The 17,448-nt window shown below is 67.0% G+C and carries 12 protein-coding genes; 10 read left to right on the plus strand and 2 right to left on the minus strand.

What is annotated here, in order from left to right:
- Positions 1 to 52 precede the first annotated feature (52 nt).
- On the plus strand, positions 53 to 1,327 hold the full coding sequence (locus E4341_RS05105; RefSeq protein WP_165115663.1) for a sugar MFS transporter: 1,275 nt from the start codon (positions 53 to 55) through the stop codon (positions 1,325 to 1,327).
- Positions 1,328 to 1,396: 69 nt separating this feature from the next.
- Here the strand turns inward: E4341_RS05105 and E4341_RS05110 are convergent, their stop codons facing one another.
- Positions 1,397 to 2,002 (minus strand): TetR/AcrR family transcriptional regulator, encoded by a 606-nt coding sequence (locus E4341_RS05110; protein WP_240893620.1) that lies wholly within the window; start codon positions 2,000 to 2,002, stop codon positions 1,397 to 1,399.
- 132 nt (positions 2,003 to 2,134) lie between these two features.
- Here E4341_RS05110 and E4341_RS05115 point away from each other — a divergent pair, with 132 nt between their 5' ends.
- Genes E4341_RS05115 through E4341_RS05125 form a run of 3 tightly spaced genes read left to right on the plus strand, consistent with a single transcriptional unit; the run spans position 2,135 to position 8,052 of the window.
- A complete protein-coding gene (locus E4341_RS05115) occupies positions 2,135 to 3,337 on the plus strand; it encodes an efflux RND transporter periplasmic adaptor subunit (RefSeq protein ID WP_055803768.1) in 1,203 nt (400 codons plus the stop codon).
- A gap of 3 nt (positions 3,338 to 3,340) precedes the next feature.
- Entirely contained in the window at positions 3,341 to 6,619 is a 3,279-nt protein-coding gene (locus E4341_RS05120) for an efflux RND transporter permease subunit (protein WP_165115665.1), read from the plus strand.
- Positions 6,619 to 8,052 (plus strand): efflux transporter outer membrane subunit, encoded by a 1,434-nt coding sequence (locus E4341_RS05125; RefSeq protein ID WP_165115667.1) that lies wholly within the window; start codon positions 6,619 to 6,621, stop codon positions 8,050 to 8,052. Before E4341_RS05120 ends, E4341_RS05125 begins: the two co-directional genes overlap by 1 nt.
- Before the next feature lie 79 nt (positions 8,053 to 8,131).
- On the opposite strand, the gene E4341_RS05130 is transcribed toward E4341_RS05125, so the two are convergent.
- Positions 8,132 to 10,219 (minus strand): catalase, encoded by a 2,088-nt coding sequence (locus E4341_RS05130; RefSeq protein ID WP_165115669.1) that lies wholly within the window; start codon positions 10,217 to 10,219, stop codon positions 8,132 to 8,134.
- Between the two features lie 182 nt (positions 10,220 to 10,401).
- Between E4341_RS05130 and murC the strand changes: the two genes are divergently transcribed.
- The 6 genes from murC (at position 10,402) to ftsA (ending at position 17,284) form a co-directional block, all read left to right on the plus strand.
- Positions 10,402 to 11,814 (plus strand): UDP-N-acetylmuramate--L-alanine ligase, encoded by a 1,413-nt coding sequence (murC, locus tag E4341_RS05135; RefSeq protein ID WP_165115671.1) that lies wholly within the window; start codon positions 10,402 to 10,404, stop codon positions 11,812 to 11,814.
- On the plus strand, positions 11,811 to 12,710 hold the full coding sequence (gene murB, locus E4341_RS05140) for a UDP-N-acetylmuramate dehydrogenase (protein WP_165115673.1): 900 nt from the start codon (positions 11,811 to 11,813) through the stop codon (positions 12,708 to 12,710). Before murC ends, murB begins: the two co-directional genes overlap by 4 nt.
- Before the next feature lie 60 nt (positions 12,711 to 12,770).
- Entirely contained in the window at positions 12,771 to 14,051 is a 1,281-nt protein-coding gene (locus tag E4341_RS05145) for a hypothetical protein (RefSeq protein WP_165115675.1), read from the plus strand.
- Between the two features lie 68 nt (positions 14,052 to 14,119).
- A complete protein-coding gene (locus tag E4341_RS05150; protein WP_165115677.1) occupies positions 14,120 to 15,061 on the plus strand; it encodes a D-alanine--D-alanine ligase in 942 nt (313 codons plus the stop codon).
- A complete protein-coding gene (locus E4341_RS05155) occupies positions 15,049 to 15,936 on the plus strand; it encodes a cell division protein FtsQ/DivIB (RefSeq protein ID WP_165115679.1) in 888 nt (295 codons plus the stop codon). The genes E4341_RS05150 and E4341_RS05155 overlap by 13 nt, the downstream gene beginning before the upstream one ends.
- Positions 15,937 to 15,949: 13 nt before the next feature.
- Positions 15,950 to 17,284 (plus strand): cell division protein FtsA, encoded by a 1,335-nt coding sequence (gene ftsA / locus E4341_RS05160; protein ID WP_066626418.1) that lies wholly within the window; start codon positions 15,950 to 15,952, stop codon positions 17,282 to 17,284.
- Positions 17,285 to 17,448 lie beyond the last annotated feature (164 nt).

Below are 17,448 nucleotides of genomic sequence, written 5' to 3' on the forward strand. Positions count from 1 at the left end.
TGAGAACCGCGCGACCACAGCGCGGCCGTTCGATTTCACTGGGGGATCATTCATGACCGTTCCGGACGCCGGAAAACGCCAGGGTGCAGGCCTGGCCTTCGCCTATGTCACCACGCTGTTCTTCGCCTGGGGCTTCGCCACCTCGCTGATCGATCCGCTGATCGCGGCGGTGAAGCGGGTGTTCGACCTGAACAACGCCGAGGCCTTCCTGACCACCTTCGCCTGGTTCATCGCTTACGGGCTGATGTCCCTGCCGGCCGCCTCGGTGCTCAGCAAGCTGGGTTACAGCCGCTCGATCATCGGCGCCCTGATCGTCATGGTCGCGGGCTGCCTGATCGTGCCAGCCGCCACCGCCGCCGACTGGTATCCCGGCGTGCTGATCGCCCTGTTCGTCATCGCCTCGGGCGTGACCCTGCTGCAGGTCGCGGCCAACCCGCTGGTCGCCGAACTGGGCAACCCCAAAGGCGCTTCCAGCCGACTGAACCTGTCGCAGGCCTTCAACTCGCTGGGTACGACCGTCGGCCCCTGGCTGGGCTCGCACGTCCTGCTGACGGGCGGCGTCTTCGCCGCTGGCGCTGTGGTCACCGCTGCAACCCGCACCCAGTCGTTGCGCAGCATCGACATGGCCTTCCTGGGCATGGGGGCCTTCTTCGCCTTGATCGCCGTCTTCATCTTCACGGCGCGCAAGAAGATCAATGCGGCGGCGCCTGAATCGCACAATGCGGTTTCGCCGCTGAAGGCCCTGTCGTCGCCGTGGGCCGTGTTCGGCGCCCTGGCCATCTTCCTCTACGTCGGTTCCGAAGTCGCCATCGGCGGCATGCTGACCAACTTCCTGGAAAGCCCCGACATCCTGAACGCTCCCATCGAGACGGCGGGGAAGATGGTGGCCCTGTATTGGGGCGGCGCCATGGTCGGCCGCTTCATCGGTTCGGCCGTCCTGACCAAGGTGCGCCCCGGCCTCGTCCTGGCCTGCTGCACCGTCGCGGCGGCGGTGCTGTGCCTGACCGTCAGCCAGATCGGCGGGCCGACGGCGGCCTACGCCGTCCTGTCGATCGGCCTGTTCAACTCGATCATGTTCCCCACCATCTTCACCTTGACGCTGGAGCGCTCGACCGCTCCGACTTCGGCGACGTCGGGCCTGCTGGTGTTCGGCATCATCGGCGGCGCCCTGCTGCCCCAAGTCGCGGCGCATATCGCCGATGCGGCCGGCAAGCTTCAGCCCGCCTTCATCGTGCCGATGCTGGGCTACGTCGGCCTGACCATCTTCGCCATCGGCTGCATCCGCACGAAGGCGCGGACCGAAGTGACCTCGACCGCCTCGCACTGAGCCGGTCGTCAGACAAGATAAAGGGCGCGGAGGTCAGCCTCCGCGCCTTTTTTCATTTCGGCGATGGGGTCAGCCGTCGATCAGCGACTGAAGAATGGGCGCCAGGCGGTCGCGCATCTCCTCGCATTGGGCGGGTTCGATGTTGAAGCTGCCGCCGCCCAGTTCGCGACTGACCGACATGCCCATGATGAAGCCGGCCAGGAGACGCGCGCGGACCGTGGCGTCCGGCCCGCTCAGCCATTCCTCCAGCGGGCCGAAGAACCGCTGGGTGCAGGTGTTCTGAACCATCTCCGACGCCTTGGCCGAGCCGATGGAGCGCAGCATGATCGACATGCCCTTCAGCTTTTCGGCCTTCTTGGGTTCGAAGACGATCTCGTGCGCCACGCGCCGGCCGAAGTCGGCCTTTTCGCCCTGCATCAGGGCGCTGCCATCGCCGCAGCTATCCAGCGCGGCCAGGAACAGATCGTCCTTGGAGCCGAAGTAGCGGCTGATCAGGGCCGCATCGACGCCGACATCGCGGGCGATGTCGCGCATGCCCACGTCGTCATAGCTCTCGGCCGCGAATCTCTCGCGCGCAGCATCGAGAATGGCCGTGCGCGTGGCGGCGGCGTTTCTCGGGCGTGGGCCGGGACATAACAAGGTGATGACACTCCACAGACAATAACCGTAGATCACATATGGCTTTGTCAACGCCTGTTGACAAGCGCCACGGCTCCGACCATTAAGTCACCACGCGTTGACAAGGCCGACTCCCCATCGGCCTCTGTCCGCACGACAGGGATTTACCTCCGACAGGGAGATGCGCAGATGCGCGGGCTGAAGATTGCGGCGGTATCCGTCATGGTGACGGGTGCGCTTTATGGTTGTTCCCCAAAGGCAGAGGCGCCCGCACAAGGCGCGCCGCCCGTGACGGTGGCTGTGCCGCTGAAGCAGCAGGTGCGGGACTGGGACGAGTTCACCGGGCGCTTCGAAGCGGTCGAGAGCGTGGACGTGCGCGCTCGCGTTGGCGGCTATATCCAGGCGGTCCACTTCCGCGACGGTCAGATGGTCCAGCGCGGCCAGCTGCTGTTCACTCTGGATCCGCGCCCGGCCCAGGCCGCCTTGGCCCAGGCTCAGGCCCAGGTGGCCCAAGCTCAGTCGCAGCTGTCGTTGGCCCGCGCCAACCTGGCCCGCAGCGAGGCCCTGCTGGCCTCGCAGGCGGTCTCCAAGGCCGAGTATGATTCCAACAAGGCGGCCGTCGATGCGGCCCAGGCCAATCTGGCGGCCGGCAACGCCGCCGTCCGCAATGCGCGTCTGAACCTGGAATACACTCGCGTCACCGCGCCGACCTCGGGTCGCGTGTCCGACCGTCGCGTCGATCCGGGCAATGTCATCGCCGGCGGTTCGTCGGCCGGCGACATCCTGACCACCATCATCTCGGGCGGCCCGATCCACTTCGTCTTCGACGGCTCGGAAGCGGTCCTGCTGAAATACTTGCGTCAGGGCGGCGCCAATCAGGGCGCAGTCGTCAATGTGCGCCTGCAGGACGAAAGCACCTACAAGCACACCGGCCGTCTCGACTTCTCGGACAACGCCGTGGACACCGCCTCGGGCGTGATCCGTCTGCGCGCCATCCTGCCCAACGCCGACGGCTTCCTGCGCCCCGGCATGTTCGGCAGCGCTCAGGTCGCGGGCGCCGGCGCCTATGACGCTCTGCTGGTGCCGGATTCGGCCATCGGCACCGATCAGGCCCGCCGCACCGTCGCCGTGGTCAACGCCGACGGCACCGTGACGAACAAGGCCGTTCAGCTCGGCCCGATCGTGCAGGGCTTGCGCGTCGTCCGCTCGGGCCTGGCCCCGACTGACCGCGTCATCATCGCGGGTCTGCAACGCGCCGCTCAGCCGGGCTCCAAGGTCACGCCCAAGAACGGCAAGATCGAACCCGTCGCCGGCGATGCGTCCCAGGCGCCCGTCACCCAGTCGGCGCCCGCGTCCAGCGCCTCCTTCGCCAACAGCCTGCCGGCCGGCTAAGCCATGAACATCTCCCGCTTCTTCATCGACCGGCCGATCTTCGCGGCCGTGATCGCGGTGGTGATCTCCATCATCGGCATCGCCGCCTATCCGCTGCTGCCGCTGTCGCAGTATCCGGAGATCGCGCCGCCGACGATCACCATCAACGCCGCCTATCCCGGCGCCTCGGCCGAGACCCTGGCCGAAACCGTCGCCGCCCCCATCGAGCAGGAGGTGAACGGCGTCGAGAACATGCTCTACATCTCTTCCTCGTCCACATCGGACGGGGCGGTGGCCATCACGGTGACCTTCCAGCCCGGCACGGACCTGGATTCCGCTCAGGTGCTTGTCCAGAACCGGGTGGCGCTGGCCGAGCCCCGTCTTCCCGAGGCGGTTCGCCAGACGGGCGTCGTGGTCAACAAGGCCGAGAGCGGCTTCCTGATGATCCTGGGCCTCACGTCGCCCGACGGCACCCTGGATAACGACTATGTCGGCAACTACGCCAACTCCACGCTGCGGGACCGTCTGCTGCGGATCGAGGGCGTGGGCGCGGTTCAGGTGTTCGGCGGCGGCAACTATTCGATGCGCGTCTGGATCGACCCGGCCAAGGCGGCCGAGCGCGGTCTGACGGGTCCCGAGATCGTCTCCGCCCTGCGCGCCCAGAACGTCCAGGCCGCCGCCGGCTCCATCGGTCAGCCGCCGTTCCCCAACAGCGCGGCCGCCTTCCAACTGCCGGTCCAGGTCCAGGGTCGTCTCAGCGATCCCAATGAGTTCGCCAACGTCGTGCTGAAGACGGACGCCCAGGGCCGCGTCACCTATCTGCGTGACGTGGCGCGGATCGAACTGGGCGCCCAGGACTACGGCATCCGCGGCTTCTTCGACGGCCAGCGCGGCGTCGGCATCGCCATCGTTCAGCAGCCAGGCGCCAACGCCCTGGGCACCGCCGATCGAGTCCTGAAAGAGGTCGAGGCTCTGAAGTCCGAAGTGCCCGCCGGCATGAAGGTGGACGTACCCTACAACCCGACCGAGTTCGTCGCCGCCTCGGTGGAGTCGGTTCAGCACACCCTGGTCGAAGCCGTCGTCCTGGTCATTATCGTGGTCATGGTCTTCTTGCAGACCTGGCGCGCGGCCATCATCCCCATCGTCGCCATTCCCGTCGCCCTGGTCGGCACCTTCGCGGTGCAGCTGGCGCTGGGCTATTCGATCAACTCCCTGTCCCTATTCGCCCTGGTCCTTGCGGTCGGCATCGTCGTGGATGACGCCATCGTCGTGGTTGAGAATGTGGAGCGGGCCATCGGTGAGGGGCTCAGTCCCAAGGAGGCCGCCTATCGATCGATGCAGGAGGTTTCCGGCGCCCTGATCGCCATCGGCCTGGTGCTGGTGTCGGTGTTCGTGCCGACGATGTTCGTGCCCGGCATTCCCGGCATCTTCTATCGCCAGTTCGCGGTCGTCATCGCCTCGGCCTCGGTCATCTCGCTGTTCGTGTCCCTGACCCTGTCGCCGGCTATGGCCGCCCTGCTGCTGAAGCCGCACAAGAAGGATCATGAGCACGCGCGCAAGCCGGGCGTCCTGGGCACGGTCGTCTATTATGGCGGCTGGGCCGGGCGGAAGTTCAACGAGGGCTTCGATTGGCTGTCGGATCGTTACGGCCGCCTGACCGCGCGTCTGGTGCGCACGGTCGGTCTGGTGCTGATCATCTACGCCGGTCTTCTGGGCCTGACCGCCTGGCGTCTGGTCGACACCCCCTCGGGCTTTATCCCTGAACAGGACCAAGGCTTCCTGATCGGCGTCATCCAACTGCCGGCCGGCGCGTCGCTGGACCGCACCCAGGCGGTGATGGAACGCGCCACCAAGATCATCCAGGGCACCGCCGGGGTGAACGGCACCGTAGCCTTCGCCGGTCTGGACGGTTCCAGCTTCTCGTTCGGCTCCAACGCCGCCACCATCTTCGTGCGTCTGAACGGCTTCGAGGAACGCTCCAAGGAAGAGGCCGCCACGGCCCTGGCCGGCGCCATCACCCAGGCGACCGGACAGATCGAGGACGCTCAGATATTCGTCATCGCCCCGCCGGCGGTCCAGGGTCTGGGCACCGGCAACGGCTTCTCGATGATGATCCAGGACCGCGAAGGCGCCGGCTATCGTCCGCTGGAAGGCGCGACCTTCGCCATGATGGGCGCTGCCGCGCAGAAGCCGACCGAGGTCAGCCAGGTCTTCTCGACCTACAACACGGCCTCGCCGCGCATCACCGCCGACGTCGACCGTGACAAGGCGCTGATGCTGGGCGTCCAACCCAGTTCGGTGTTCGACACCCTAGGCGTCTATCTGGGCTCGTCCTACGTCAACGACTTCAACATGCTGGGCCGCACCTTCCGGGTGACGGCGCAGGCAGAGCCGACGGCGCGCGACGACATCGCCGACATCGCCAATCTGAAGACCAAGTCGTCCACGGGCGCCATGGTGCCGATCGGGTCGGTGGCCAATCTGGTCAACGATTCCGGCCCGGCGCGGATCGTGCGCTACAACCTGTTCCCGGCGGCCGAACTTCAGGGCAACGCCGCAGCAGGGGTCTCTTCCGGCGAGGCGCTGCAGGTCATGGAAACCATGGCCGCCCAGACCCTGCCGCAGGGCTTCTCCTACGAATGGACGGGTCTGGCCTATCAGCAGAAGGCGGCGGGTTCCGGCGCGACGGTCATCTTCCTGATGGCGGTAGTGTTCGTCTTCCTCGTGCTGGCGGCTCAGTACGAAGCGTTCACGCTACCGCTGGCGGTCATCCTGATCGTGCCGATGTGTCTGCTGGCGGCCATCATCGGGGTGAACCTGCGCGGCCTGGACAACAACATTCTGGTCCAGATCGGGCTTGTCGTTCTGATCGCCCTGGCGGCCAAGAACGCCATCCTGATCGTCGAGTTCGCCAAACAAGCCGAAGAAGAGCAGGGCATGAACCGGTTCGAGGCTGCGGTCGCCGCGGCCAAGACCCGCCTGCGTCCGATCCTGATGACCTCCTTCGCCTTCATCCTCGGCGTCGTGCCGCTGATGCTGGCCTCGGGGCCGGGCGCGGAGATGCGTCAGTCGCTGGGCACGTCCGTATTCTCGGGCATGCTGGGCGTGACCTTCTTCGGCCTGATCTTCACCCCGGTCTTCTATGTGGTCAGCCGCTGGCTGTCCTCGAAACTGCCGCAAGGCAAGAAACCGACCCCGACGCCTGACCGTCCTTCGGACCGGCCCGTGCGTTATGACGAAACCAGCGACCTGACCGATCCGAACGCGCCTGCGCCCGCGACCGGCCGGGGAGGGGACATCTGATGACCCGCAACAAGACCCTCAGCTTCCTGACCGCCGCAGCCTCCAGCGCCCTGCTGGCCGCCTGCGCGGTCGGGCCCAAGGCGCCGATCGCCGACCTGCCCGTCGCCGGCACAGGCGCCTTCGTCGGCGCGGTTAGCCCCACCATCTCGACCGCTGCGGCGCGCGACGACTGGTGGCGGCTTTACGAAGACCCCACGCTGGACGCCTTGATCCAGCAGGCCTTCGCCGAGAACAACCAGCTCGAGGCCGCCTTCGCCAATCTGCGCGCGGTCCGGGCGTCGCTGTCGGAGGCCCGCGTGGGTCGTTTCCCGACCACGACGACCAGCGCCCAGGCGCAGCGCAGCCGCGCCTCGGCCGCCACCGTTCAAGGCTTGCCTGCCGGGCAGGATGCGCCCGAGATCGACACCTACGACGTCGGCATTCAGGCGGCCTATGAGGTCGATCTGTTCGGACGGGTGGAATCCACCATCCGCGCCGCCCGCGCCGACGCCCGCGCCGCCGAGGCCGCTCTGGCCACGGTCCAGGTGACGGTCGCGGCCGAAACGACCCGCGCCTATGCCGACACCTGCTCGGCCAATGCGCAGATCGCGGTCGCCGAACGGACGCTGGAGCTGCAACGCAACACCGCCAACCTGACCCAGACCCTGCTCGACGGCGGGGCGGGTACGGGGCTGGACGTGGCCAGCGCCCGCGCGGCCCTGGCCCAGACGGCGGCCACCCTGCCGACCCTGCGCGCGGCCCGTAACGAGGCGCTATTCCGCCTGGCCACCCTGACGGGCCGCACCCCGGCCGAGGCCAGCCAGGCCGCCGCCGCCTGCGTGCGTCCGCCCCAGCTCAGCCAGCCGATCCCGGTCGGCGATGGCGCGGCGCTTCTGGCCCGCCGTCCCGACGTGCGCCAGGCCGAGGCCGAACTGGCCGCCGCCGCCGCGCGCGTGAACGTGGCGACCGCCAACCTGTTTCCGCAGATCAGCCTGGGCGGCTCTTTCGGATCCACCGCGCTGGACTCGGGTGAACTGGGCGACGACCAGAACTTCCGCTTCAGCTTCGGTCCGCTGATCAGCTGGTCCTTCCCCAACGTCTTCGCCGCCCGCGCTCAGATCAAGGCCGCCGGCGCCCGTTCGGACGCCGCCCTGGCGAACTTCGACCAGACGGTGCTGACGGCCCTGCAGGAGACGGAAACTGCCCTGTCCAACTACGCCAACGAGCTGGACCGCCGTGCGGCCCTGACCGAAGCCAGGGACCAAGCAGCCCGCGCCGCCGACCTGTCGCGCCTGCGATTCAACGCCGGCGCCGACAGCTTCCTCTTGGTGCTGGACGCCGAACGCACCCAGGCGGCGGCGGACGCCGCCCTGGCCCAGTCCGACGCCTTGGTCACCAGCTACCAAATCGCCTTGTTCCGCGCCTTGGCTGGCGGCTGGCAAGCCGACAGCTGACCGCGTCGCGATGCTGAAAACGAAAGGGCCGGGCGACGTATCGCCCGGCCCTCTGTCGTTCTGATCAAGTTTACTTCGGTCAGGCCAACATGCGCACCTTGGGCTCGCGATCCCATTGGCGGGTGCGGGCGGGGGCGAGGAAGCCTTTGGGGGCCTTGGACAGATCGATCACGCCTGCATCCGGCTCGACGCCCGCCTTGTCCAACAGGGGCTGGGCCTCAGCGGTGTGGCCGATGGCCTTGAGGTGGCCGAAGGCGTCCTTGGTGAAATCGACTGCGGCGCCTTCTTTCAGCATCTGGGCGCAGCCGTCCTCGGACAGAACGATCGCCACGGCGTCGAACAGGACCGACGGGCTGCCGGCCAGTTGCCCGTCTGCGGCCAGGGCCTTGCCGCCCTTCAGCTTGGCCCCGCCGATCTTGGGCGCGACGATGAAGACCGAGCCGCCGTCGCCTTCAACCGCCGCCTTCACGGCGTCGACGACCGCACCGTCCGAACCGTCGGCGACCAGGATGGCGACCTTTCGGCCCTTCAGGGTGTCGGGATATTTGCCGACGATGCGCAAGGCAGGCGAGGCGTCCAGATCGATGGGCGCCACACCGGGGTCGGACGCCTTGGGCAGGGGCAGGTTCAGGCCGTCTGCGACACGCTGGGCCAGGGTCTCATCGACGTTCTGCAGATTGGCCAGGACGCGCTCGCGAACGTGGGCGATCGACACCTTGGACAGTTCGAACACAATGGCGCTGGCCAGGTGGGCCTGTTCGATCTCGGTCTGGGAGCGGAAGAACAGCCGTGCCTGGCTGTAGTGATCGGCGAAGCTTTCAGCGCGCAGCCGGACCTTTTCGCCCTCGACCGGGATGGGCGCGGTGCGGAAACCGCCCTTAGAATCTTCGCGCGGGCCGCCGTCCTCGCCCGCCTCGGCAAGGCTGTTGGGCTCATAGTTGGCGCGGCCCTTCGGCACGGCCATCTGCATGTGACCGTCGCGCTGGAAGTTCTGGAAAGGGCAGCCCTTGGCCTGGTTGATCGGGATCTGGTGGAAGTTGACCGTGCCCAGGCGCGACAGCTGGGTGTCTTGATAGGAGAACAGCCGCCCTTGCAGCAGCGGATCTTCCGAAAAATCGATGCCCGGCACGATGTTGGTCGGCAGGAAGGCGACCTGCTCGGTCTCGGCGAAGAAGTTGTCCGGGTTGCGGTCGAGCACCATTCGGCCGATCACGCGGATCGGATAATCCTCTTCCGGCACCAGCTTGGTGGCGTCCAGAATGTCGAAGGGCAGGGCGTCGGCCTGTTCCTGGGTGAACAGTTGCACGCCGAACTCCCATTCGGGGAAGTCGCCCTGATCGATGGCTTCATACAGGTCACGGCGATGATAGTCGGGATCGGCGCCGGCGATCTTGACCGCCTCGTCCCAGCAGGTGGATTGCGTGCCCAGTTTGGGCCGCCAGTGGAACTTGACCAGGGTCGCCTGGCCCTCTGCATTCAGCAGGCGGAAGGTGTTGACGCCGAAACCTTCCATCATGCGCAGGCTGCGTGGGATGCCGCGATCCGACATGGCCCACATGACCATGTGCATGCTCTCGGGCATCAAACCGATGAAGTCCCAGAAGGTGTCGTGGGCGCTGGCCGCCTGGGGATAGCCCTTGTCGGCCTCCATCTTCACCGAATGGATCAGGTCGGGGAATTTGATCGCGTCCTGGATGAAGAAGACCGGGATGTTGTTGCCGACCAGATCCCAGTTGCCCTCGGTCGTATAGAATTTGACCGCAAAGCCGCGCACATCGCGCGGCGTATCGACCGAGCCCGCGCCGCCGGCGACGGTCGAGAAGCGGGTGAACAGTTCGGTCTTCTTGCCCACCTCGGTCAAGATCTTGGCCGTGGTGAACTCCGACAGACTGTCGGTCAGTTCGAAGAAGCCGTGGGCGGCAGAGCCGCGGGCATGAACGATCCGCTCAGGGATACGCTCGTGGTCGAAATGCTGGATCTTCTCGCGAAGGATGAAGTCTTCCAGCAGGGTCGAGCCGCGCGGGCCGGCCTTGAGAGAGTTCTGATTGTCGCTGATCGGCGTCCCGTGATTTGTGGTCAGGCGGGTCTCAGGCGTCGAGGCGGTCTGGTGCACCTCGCCGGCGTTGCCGATTGTCGGCGCGCCGGCCGGCTTTGCGTTCTTGGCCATCTTGGGAGTCCTTTGGAGCAGCGGCGCAAGCGGGAGCCGCGCGCGTTCCCGAAGACAACTCGGTGGAGGCGCAATAGTTCTGTGCGAGTTCGCGCACAGCCGCGCCCGATCGTCCTTAGAAAAGTTCGCTCCGTAGGCGGCGCGCCCTTCGCAGGAGGCGAGGCGGCGTTTATGAGGCGAAAATGATCGCACGCCTTCGCCCCGTCCCGTTCGACCTCGGTCCCGTTCATTTCGTCGGCATCGGCGGCATCGGCATGAGCGGCATCGCCGAGATCATGCTTAAGATCGGCTATTCGGTGCAGGGCTCTGACGCCAAGGCCAGCGCCAATACCGAGCGGCTGGAACAGCTGGGCGCCAAGATCTTCATCGGCCACGACGCCGCCCATGTGGGCGAGGGCGTTTCAGCGGTGGTCTATTCGACGGCGGTCAAGGCCGACAATCCCGAGATGAAGGCGGCCCGCGAGCGCCGCATCCCGCTGGTGCGCCGGGCCGAGATGCTCGCCGAGCTGATGCGGCTACAGTTCTCGATCGCTGTGGGCGGCACACACGGCAAGACGACCACGACCTCGATGGTGGCGGCCCTGCTGGATGCGGCGGGCCTGGATCCCACGGTGGTCAACGGCGGCATCATCAACGCCTACGGCACCAACGCCAAGGTCGGCGACGGCGACTGGATCGTGGTGGAGGCGGACGAGTCGGACGGCAGCTTCCTGCGCCTGAAATCGACGGTGGCCATCGTCACCAATATCGACCCCGAACATCTGGACCACTACGGCGACTTCGACGGGGTGCGGAAGGCGTTCGTGGATTTCGTCGAGAACATACCCTTCTATGGTTTCGCCGCTGTCTGCCTGGACCATCCCGAAGTGCAAAAGCTGGTCGCGGCCATCGATAACCGGCGGCTTGTGACCTACGGCGTCAATCCGCAGGCGATGGTGCGGGCCGACAATGTCGAGATGGGGCCCGACGGCTGCCGCTTCGACGTAGTCATCCAGAATGGCGAAACCCATGTGATCTCCGGCGTCCATCTGCCGATGGCCGGCTGGCATAATGTGTCGAACGCCCTGGCCGCGATCGCCGTGGCGCGCGAACTGGATGTGTCGAACGACGCGATCCGCACCGGCCTGGCCGGGTTCGGCGGGGTCAAGCGCCGCTTCACCACCACGGGCGTCGTGGGCGGCGTTCGCATCATCGACGACTATGGCCACCACCCGGTCGAGATCGCCGCCGTGCTGAAGGCCGCCCGTCAGGTGACGGACGGACGGGTCATCGCTGTGGTTCAGCCGCACCGCTACACGCGTCTGCGCGATCTGATGGACGAGTTCTCGACATGCTTCTCGGACGCCGACAGCGTGATCGTCGTCGACGTCTATCCGGCCGGCGAACAACCGATCGAAGGTGTGGACAAGCACGCCCTGGCCGACGGAGTGCGTCGCTACGGCCACCGTCACGTCCAGGCCCTGGAGAACGCTGCTGTTCTGCCGCGCCTGATCAAGGACGAGGCCAAATCCGGCGACGTCGTCGTGCTGTTGGGCGCCGGCGACATCACCAGCTGGGCCTATGGCCTGCCGGCGCAGCTGGAGGCTCTGGCGTGATCGCTCTGCCCGAAGTGCGCGGCAAGCTGCTGCGGAACGAGCCGCTGGCGCCCTATACTTGGTTCCGGGTGGGCGGCGCGGCCGAGGCCCTGTTCATTCCGGCGGACGCCGAGGATCTGGCGGACTTCCTAAAGGCGCTGGACCCGGCCGTGCCGGTGACGGTTCTGGGCGTCGGATCAAACGTCATCGTCCGTGATGGCGGGGTCGAGGGGGTGGTGATCCGCCTGGCGGGCCGCCCGTGGGCGCAGATCACGACGGACGGCGACACGGTCACGGCCGGCGCGGGCGCGCTGGACTCGATGGTCGCCAAGGCCACCGCCAAGGCGGGAATCGCCGGGCTGGAATTCTACGCCGGCATTCCGGGCACGATCGGCGGCGCCCTGACCATGAACGCCGGTTGCTACGGCTCTGAGACCAAGGACGTGCTGGTGTCGGCCTGGGGGCTGACGCGGGCGGGCGAGTGGGTCAACTACGATCTGGCAGACTTCGGTTACACCTATCGCCATTCTCAGGCGCCGGCCGACATCATCTGGATCGAGGCGACCTATCGCGGCGCGGCTGACGAACCCGAGGCGGTAGCGGCCCGGATCTCCGAGATCACCAGCCGTCGCGAGACGACCCAGCCGATCCGCGAGAAGACGGGCGGCTCGACGTTCAAGAACCCCGAGGGCCATTCGTCGTGGAAGCTGGTGGATGAGGCCGGCTGGCGCGGCAAGCTGCACGCCGAAACCGGGGGAGGGGCCAAGTTCAGCGAACTGCACTCCAACTTCATGATCAATCCCGGCGAGGCGACAGCCGCCGACATTGAAGGCCTGGGCGAGGCGGTTCGCGCCGATGTGCTGGCCAAGACCGGCGTTCAGCTGGAGTGGGAAATCAAGCGGATCGGCCGACGCTGATCGGCGGTTGCGCGGGGATGTGCCGCACGTTAGGTGAAGATTTCTCGGGGGAGAAATCAGATGAAGCGTCTCGCAGCCGTCGTCGGCCTTCTGGCCATGGCCGCAGAACCGGCACACGCCCAACTCGTCACCCGCACGGCGGTCGGTCCTGCGCTTGAGGGCGGCCAAAACCGGATCGATCTGACGCGGTCCAGCGCTGGGTACACCTATTTCAACCGCGCGGGCGCCGATCTGGCGCAGCACGACGCCGCGTTGAACGGGTGTCTGGCCGAGGCCTCGCGGATGACGCAGCCTGATGACAACAGCGCCGCAGCAGCCGGTGCGGCCGGTGGTCTGCTGGGCATGCTGGTGGTCGGCGTCATCCAGGGCGCGATGAATGGCATGCACGAGCGCAGAGGCGTCGCCGCCAATGTCGAAAACTGCATGGTGGTGAACGGTTGGCGTGTCGTTCGACTGGATGAGACCGACGGCAAGGCGCTGGATTTGCTGGAGCAGGCGGACCTCCACGTCGCCCTGGCGGACCACGTCGGCGCCGACCAACCGAAGGGAGAGATCGTTCGCATCTATGACAACGACGCGGTGCGCGGTGAAACGGTATTGATCGGAAAATCGGGCGATCTGGATAAGGCGTCTTTGAGCCTTCAGGCCTTGCCGCCGCAAAGCGCCACGCCGCCGGCCGCCCGCAAAGGCCCGCAGGCCCCGCGCACCGCGCGTCCGCCGCGCGCGTTGAAGCCAGAGGACGTCGCCGTGGCGTCCGGGGACGCTCTCGTCACCGTGCGTCTGACCGGCATGGCGGAGCAGGGCGGCCGCACGCTGTTCTTTACCCGCCAGGGGCCTGCGCCCGATATTCAGCCCTGGGAGCAGGACGGTCGTCCGGCGCTGTTCGCCGTCGCCCTGCCAACGCGCGGCGCTGTTCGCGGCGATCGCACGCGGGCCGTGACCCAGATCTTCTCGGTGCCGCCTGGTCGCTGGCGTCTGAGCGCGGTCAATGTCGGCCAGTACATCACCCATTTCTGCCTGGGGACGTCCGGATTCGAGGTTCGCGACGGCGAGGCCGTCTATGCGGGAGCGTTTGATCTGTCGGGCGAGCAGTTGCGACCGGACATGACGTTGCGCGACGATATGTTGGCGCCCACGTCGCCGGCCGCAACGGCAGGCCTGCGTCACCGCGCAGCGGAATGGTCGTATGGCGACAAGGAACAGTGTCAGGGCGCATATCTGTACGCGCTGGACCTGACGACGCCATCCGAGACGGTCGTAGAGGCGGCTGCGCCCCAGGTCACGGGTGTGGACGACCCAGTCGTCGTGGTCGAAACGCCGGCGCCATCAACACTTCAGTGACGCCATTACGGTTTGGTTGACGGGCTGTTAACGACCTGCGCGGCATCCAGTCGGTTCTGGAGCCGCCGATGACCCGCCCCTTCTCTTCTCTTCATGTCGCCGTCCTGATGGGCGGCCTTTCCGCAGAGCGGGAGGTGTCCCTCTCGTCGGGTGAGCAGTGCGCGCAGGCGCTTGAGCGGCAGGGCGTGCGCATCAGTCGTGTGGACGCCGGGCGCGACCTGGCCAATGTGCTGTCCGGTCTGATCAAGCCCGATGTGGTGTTGAACTGTCTGCACGGCGCCTGGGGCGAAGACGGCTGCGTTCAGGGCGTGCTGGAGACCCTGCGGATTCCTTACACACATTCCGGCGTGCTGGCCTCGGCCCTGGCGATGGACAAGGACAAGTCGAAGGCCGTGCTGCGGGCGGCGGGCATCAATGTGCCGGGCGGTGGTCTTTATGATCGTCGCGAAGTCGCCAGCCGCCACGTCATCGAGCCTCCCTATGTGGTCAAGCCCAATGCTGAGGGCTCGTCCGTCGGCGTCTTCCTGGTGCGCGAGGGCGCCAACCGTCCGGTTTCCGAAGTGGGCGAGCCGGGCTGGGCGTACGGCGAACAGGTTGTCGTCGAGCCCTATATCGCCGGCAAGGAGTTGTGCGTCACCGTGCTGGGCGAACCGGCCGGGCCGCGCGCCCTGACCGTCACGGACATCACCCCGACCAAGGGCTTCTACGATTACGAGGCCAAATATGCGCCGGGCGGATCGGTGCACGTCCTGCCGGCCGTCCTGCCTCCGCATGTGTTCGAGAAAGCGCTGCGTCAGGCCGAGGCGGCGCATGTCGCCATGGGCTGCCGCGGCGTGTCGCGATCCGACTTCCGTTATGATGATGTTAAGGACGATCTGGTCCTGTTGGAGGTCAATACCCAGCCCGGCATGACCCCGACTTCGCTCGCGCCCGAGCAGGCCGCCCATACCGGGATGAGCTATGACGATCTGGTTCGGTGGATGGTGGAGGACGCCTCATGCCCGCGGTAGTTCGCGGCGGTCGGCGACAGGGTTCTAATCAGGCTCCACAGCGCGGTTCGGCTTCCAAAGGCGTGGGACGGTCGCGTAGCGGGGCCCAGAACGCGTCCGCCGTTCCCGGCAAGATGGCCGCCATCGGCCGTGTCGATATTTCGCCGCGCACAGCCGTGATCGCGCTGGGCGCCGGTGCGCTGCTGCTGGTCGGAATTTTGGCCACGGGCGCTCGCGCGGAGCGTATCGGCGCCTCGGTTTCGCATGGCCTGGACAGTGTGACGGCCGGTATGGGCCTGACGCTGAAGCGGGTGCACATCACCGGCGCCTCGCCGGAGGCTGAGCCGGCGATCCAGCGCGCGCTGGGCCTGTATTCCGGTCAGCCGATCACAAGCCTGGATCTGGACGCCATCCGCACGCGGGTTCAGGGCGTGGGTTGGGTCAAGGAGGCGCGCGTGGTGCGCCTGTTGCCCGACACCCTGATCGTCGAGGTCAAGGAACACGACCGCCTCGCCGTCTGGCAGGAGGCTGGTCAGATCAAGGTCATCGACAACCGGGGCCACGTCATCGACGGCGCCGACGCGCGTCGTTATCCAACCTTGCCGCTCGTCGTAGGCAAAGGCGCCGACGTGGCGGCGGGCGAAATCCTGCCTCTGCTGGCCCAGCGCCCGCGACTGATGGGGATGGTGGACGCCTTGGTGCGCGTGGATGAGCGCCGCTGGGACCTGCGTCTCAAAGACGGCAGCCTGATCCAGCTTCCCGCCACCGAACAGGAGGCGGCTTTGATCCGCCTCGATGCGCTGGACCAGCGCGAACGCCTGCTCGACCTGGGCTTCGCCCGCGTCGATCTCAGAACCCCCGACGAGGTCGCCGTGCGACCCGCCGGCGACGCCTAAGGACCATAGAGACATGACCAAGCAACGCGGCGCGGCGAATGATCACGGTCGGGGCATTGATCCTCGCGCCGGTCGTGCGCCCGTGGTCGCTGCGCTGGACATCGGCCAGTCCAAGGTCTCGTGCTTCATCATGAAGCCGGACGGCGTGCGTCACGCCGACCGGACCATCCGCGTCGCGGGCGCCAGCCACGTCCAGTCCAAGGGCGTGAGGGGCGGGGCGATCATCAACATGGATGAGGCCGCCCAGGCCATCGGCCACGCCGTCGAACGCGCCGAGCGCGCCGCCCAGAGCCCGGTTTCCGGCGTCGTCGTCACCACGGCTATCGGCCAGATGGCCAGCCACCGGGTGCAGGCCCGCGTCTCGCTGGGCGCCAATCCGGTCGGGGACGCCGATCTGGCCCGCGCCATCGGCATGGCCCTGGCCCAGATTCGCCTGCCCAACCGCCGCCCGATCCACGTCCTGCCCATCGCCTGGTCGGTCGACGGCGCGCGCGGCGTGCATGATCCGCGTTCTATGCGGGGCGGTTCTCTGGGACTCGATCTGTTGGTCGTCTCGATGGCCGAGAACGTCTTTACGACCCTCAGCCACTGCTTGGAGCTGGCCCACCTCGACCTGCAGGGCGTCGCCGCCGCGCCTGTCGTGTCGTCGCTGGCCGCGCTGGAAGAGGACGAGATGGACTTGGGCGCCGTCTGCATCGACATGGGCGGCGGCTCGACCAGCGCCGCGGTCTGGGGCGGCCGCTCCCTGCTGCATATTGAAAGCCTGAACGTCGGCGGCGACCACGTCACCTCCGATATCGCGCGCGGCCTGTCGACGTCCAAGGCCGGTGCCGAACGGCTCAAGACCCTTCACGGCTCGGCCATGGCCAGCGCCAATGAGGACCGCGAAATGCTGGAGGCCCCGCCGCGCGGCGAGGACGCCTCGGCCGGACCCGTCATTGTCCCGCGCGCCATGCTGAAGACCGTCATCGCTCCCCGCGTCGAGGAAACGCTCGAACTGCTCCGTGATCGACTGAAAAACGCAGGCGTCGGCCTGGAGCCGGGCGCGGGTCTCGTCCTGACCGGCGGGGCCAGCCAGCTGAACGGCGTGCGCGAGCTGGCGGTGCGTGTCTTCGACCGCCCCGTCCGCCTCGGAAAACCCCAACGGGCGCCACATTTGGCCGACGCCGCCTCCGGTCCCGCCTTCTGCGCCACCGCCGGCGTCCTCCTCCGCGCCGCCTACGGCCCGCGCGAAGCGGTGTCTGCAAGAAAGCTGATGGCACGGCAGATTACAGCTGCCGATGCGCCACGCATCCACCGTGGGAATGTTGTGGGACGCGTGGCGGGCTGGCTCCGCGACAATCTCTGACATCGTGTAGTCGCAGTCAAAGGCGCCGAGCGCCATCCACTCACGCATCATTACAGCGGCAGCAACTAACCAATCCCCGGTAGCTGAACTGTGTCATGATTGTAACATCATCGACGCGTGCTGGCCCGATTTGGGTCACATTGGTTGCCTGACAGCCATATTTC

This window comes from Brevundimonas sp. 'scallop' (assembly GCF_011045535.1).
Taxonomy (GTDB): domain Bacteria; phylum Pseudomonadota; class Alphaproteobacteria; order Caulobacterales; family Caulobacteraceae; genus Brevundimonas; species Brevundimonas vesicularis.

What these genes read in the sequence shown, in the direction of transcription:
- E4341_RS05105 (WP_165115663.1), top strand. Translation starts at nt 53, where the DNA reads ATGACCGTTCCGGACGCCGGAAAACGCCAGGGTGCAGGCCTGGCCTTC.
- E4341_RS05115 (WP_055803768.1), top strand. Translation starts at nt 2,135, where the DNA reads ATGCGCGGGCTGAAGATTGCGGCGGTATCCGTCATGGTGACGGGTGCG.
- E4341_RS05120 (WP_165115665.1), top strand. Translation starts at nt 3,341, where the DNA reads ATGAACATCTCCCGCTTCTTCATCGACCGGCCGATCTTCGCGGCCGTG.
- E4341_RS05125 (WP_165115667.1), top strand. Translation starts at nt 6,619, where the DNA reads ATGACCCGCAACAAGACCCTCAGCTTCCTGACCGCCGCAGCCTCCAGC.
- E4341_RS05130 (WP_165115669.1), bottom strand. Translation starts at nt 10,219, where the DNA reads ATGGCCAAGAACGCAAAGCCGGCCGGCGCGCCGACAATCGGCAACGCC.
- murC (WP_165115671.1), top strand. Translation starts at nt 10,402, where the DNA reads ATGATCGCACGCCTTCGCCCCGTCCCGTTCGACCTCGGTCCCGTTCAT.
- E4341_RS05145 (WP_165115675.1), top strand. Translation starts at nt 12,771, where the DNA reads ATGAAGCGTCTCGCAGCCGTCGTCGGCCTTCTGGCCATGGCCGCAGAA.
- E4341_RS05150 (WP_165115677.1), top strand. Translation starts at nt 14,120, where the DNA reads ATGACCCGCCCCTTCTCTTCTCTTCATGTCGCCGTCCTGATGGGCGGC.
- E4341_RS05155 (WP_165115679.1), top strand. Translation starts at nt 15,049, where the DNA reads ATGCCCGCGGTAGTTCGCGGCGGTCGGCGACAGGGTTCTAATCAGGCT.
- ftsA (WP_066626418.1), top strand. Translation starts at nt 15,950, where the DNA reads ATGACCAAGCAACGCGGCGCGGCGAATGATCACGGTCGGGGCATTGAT.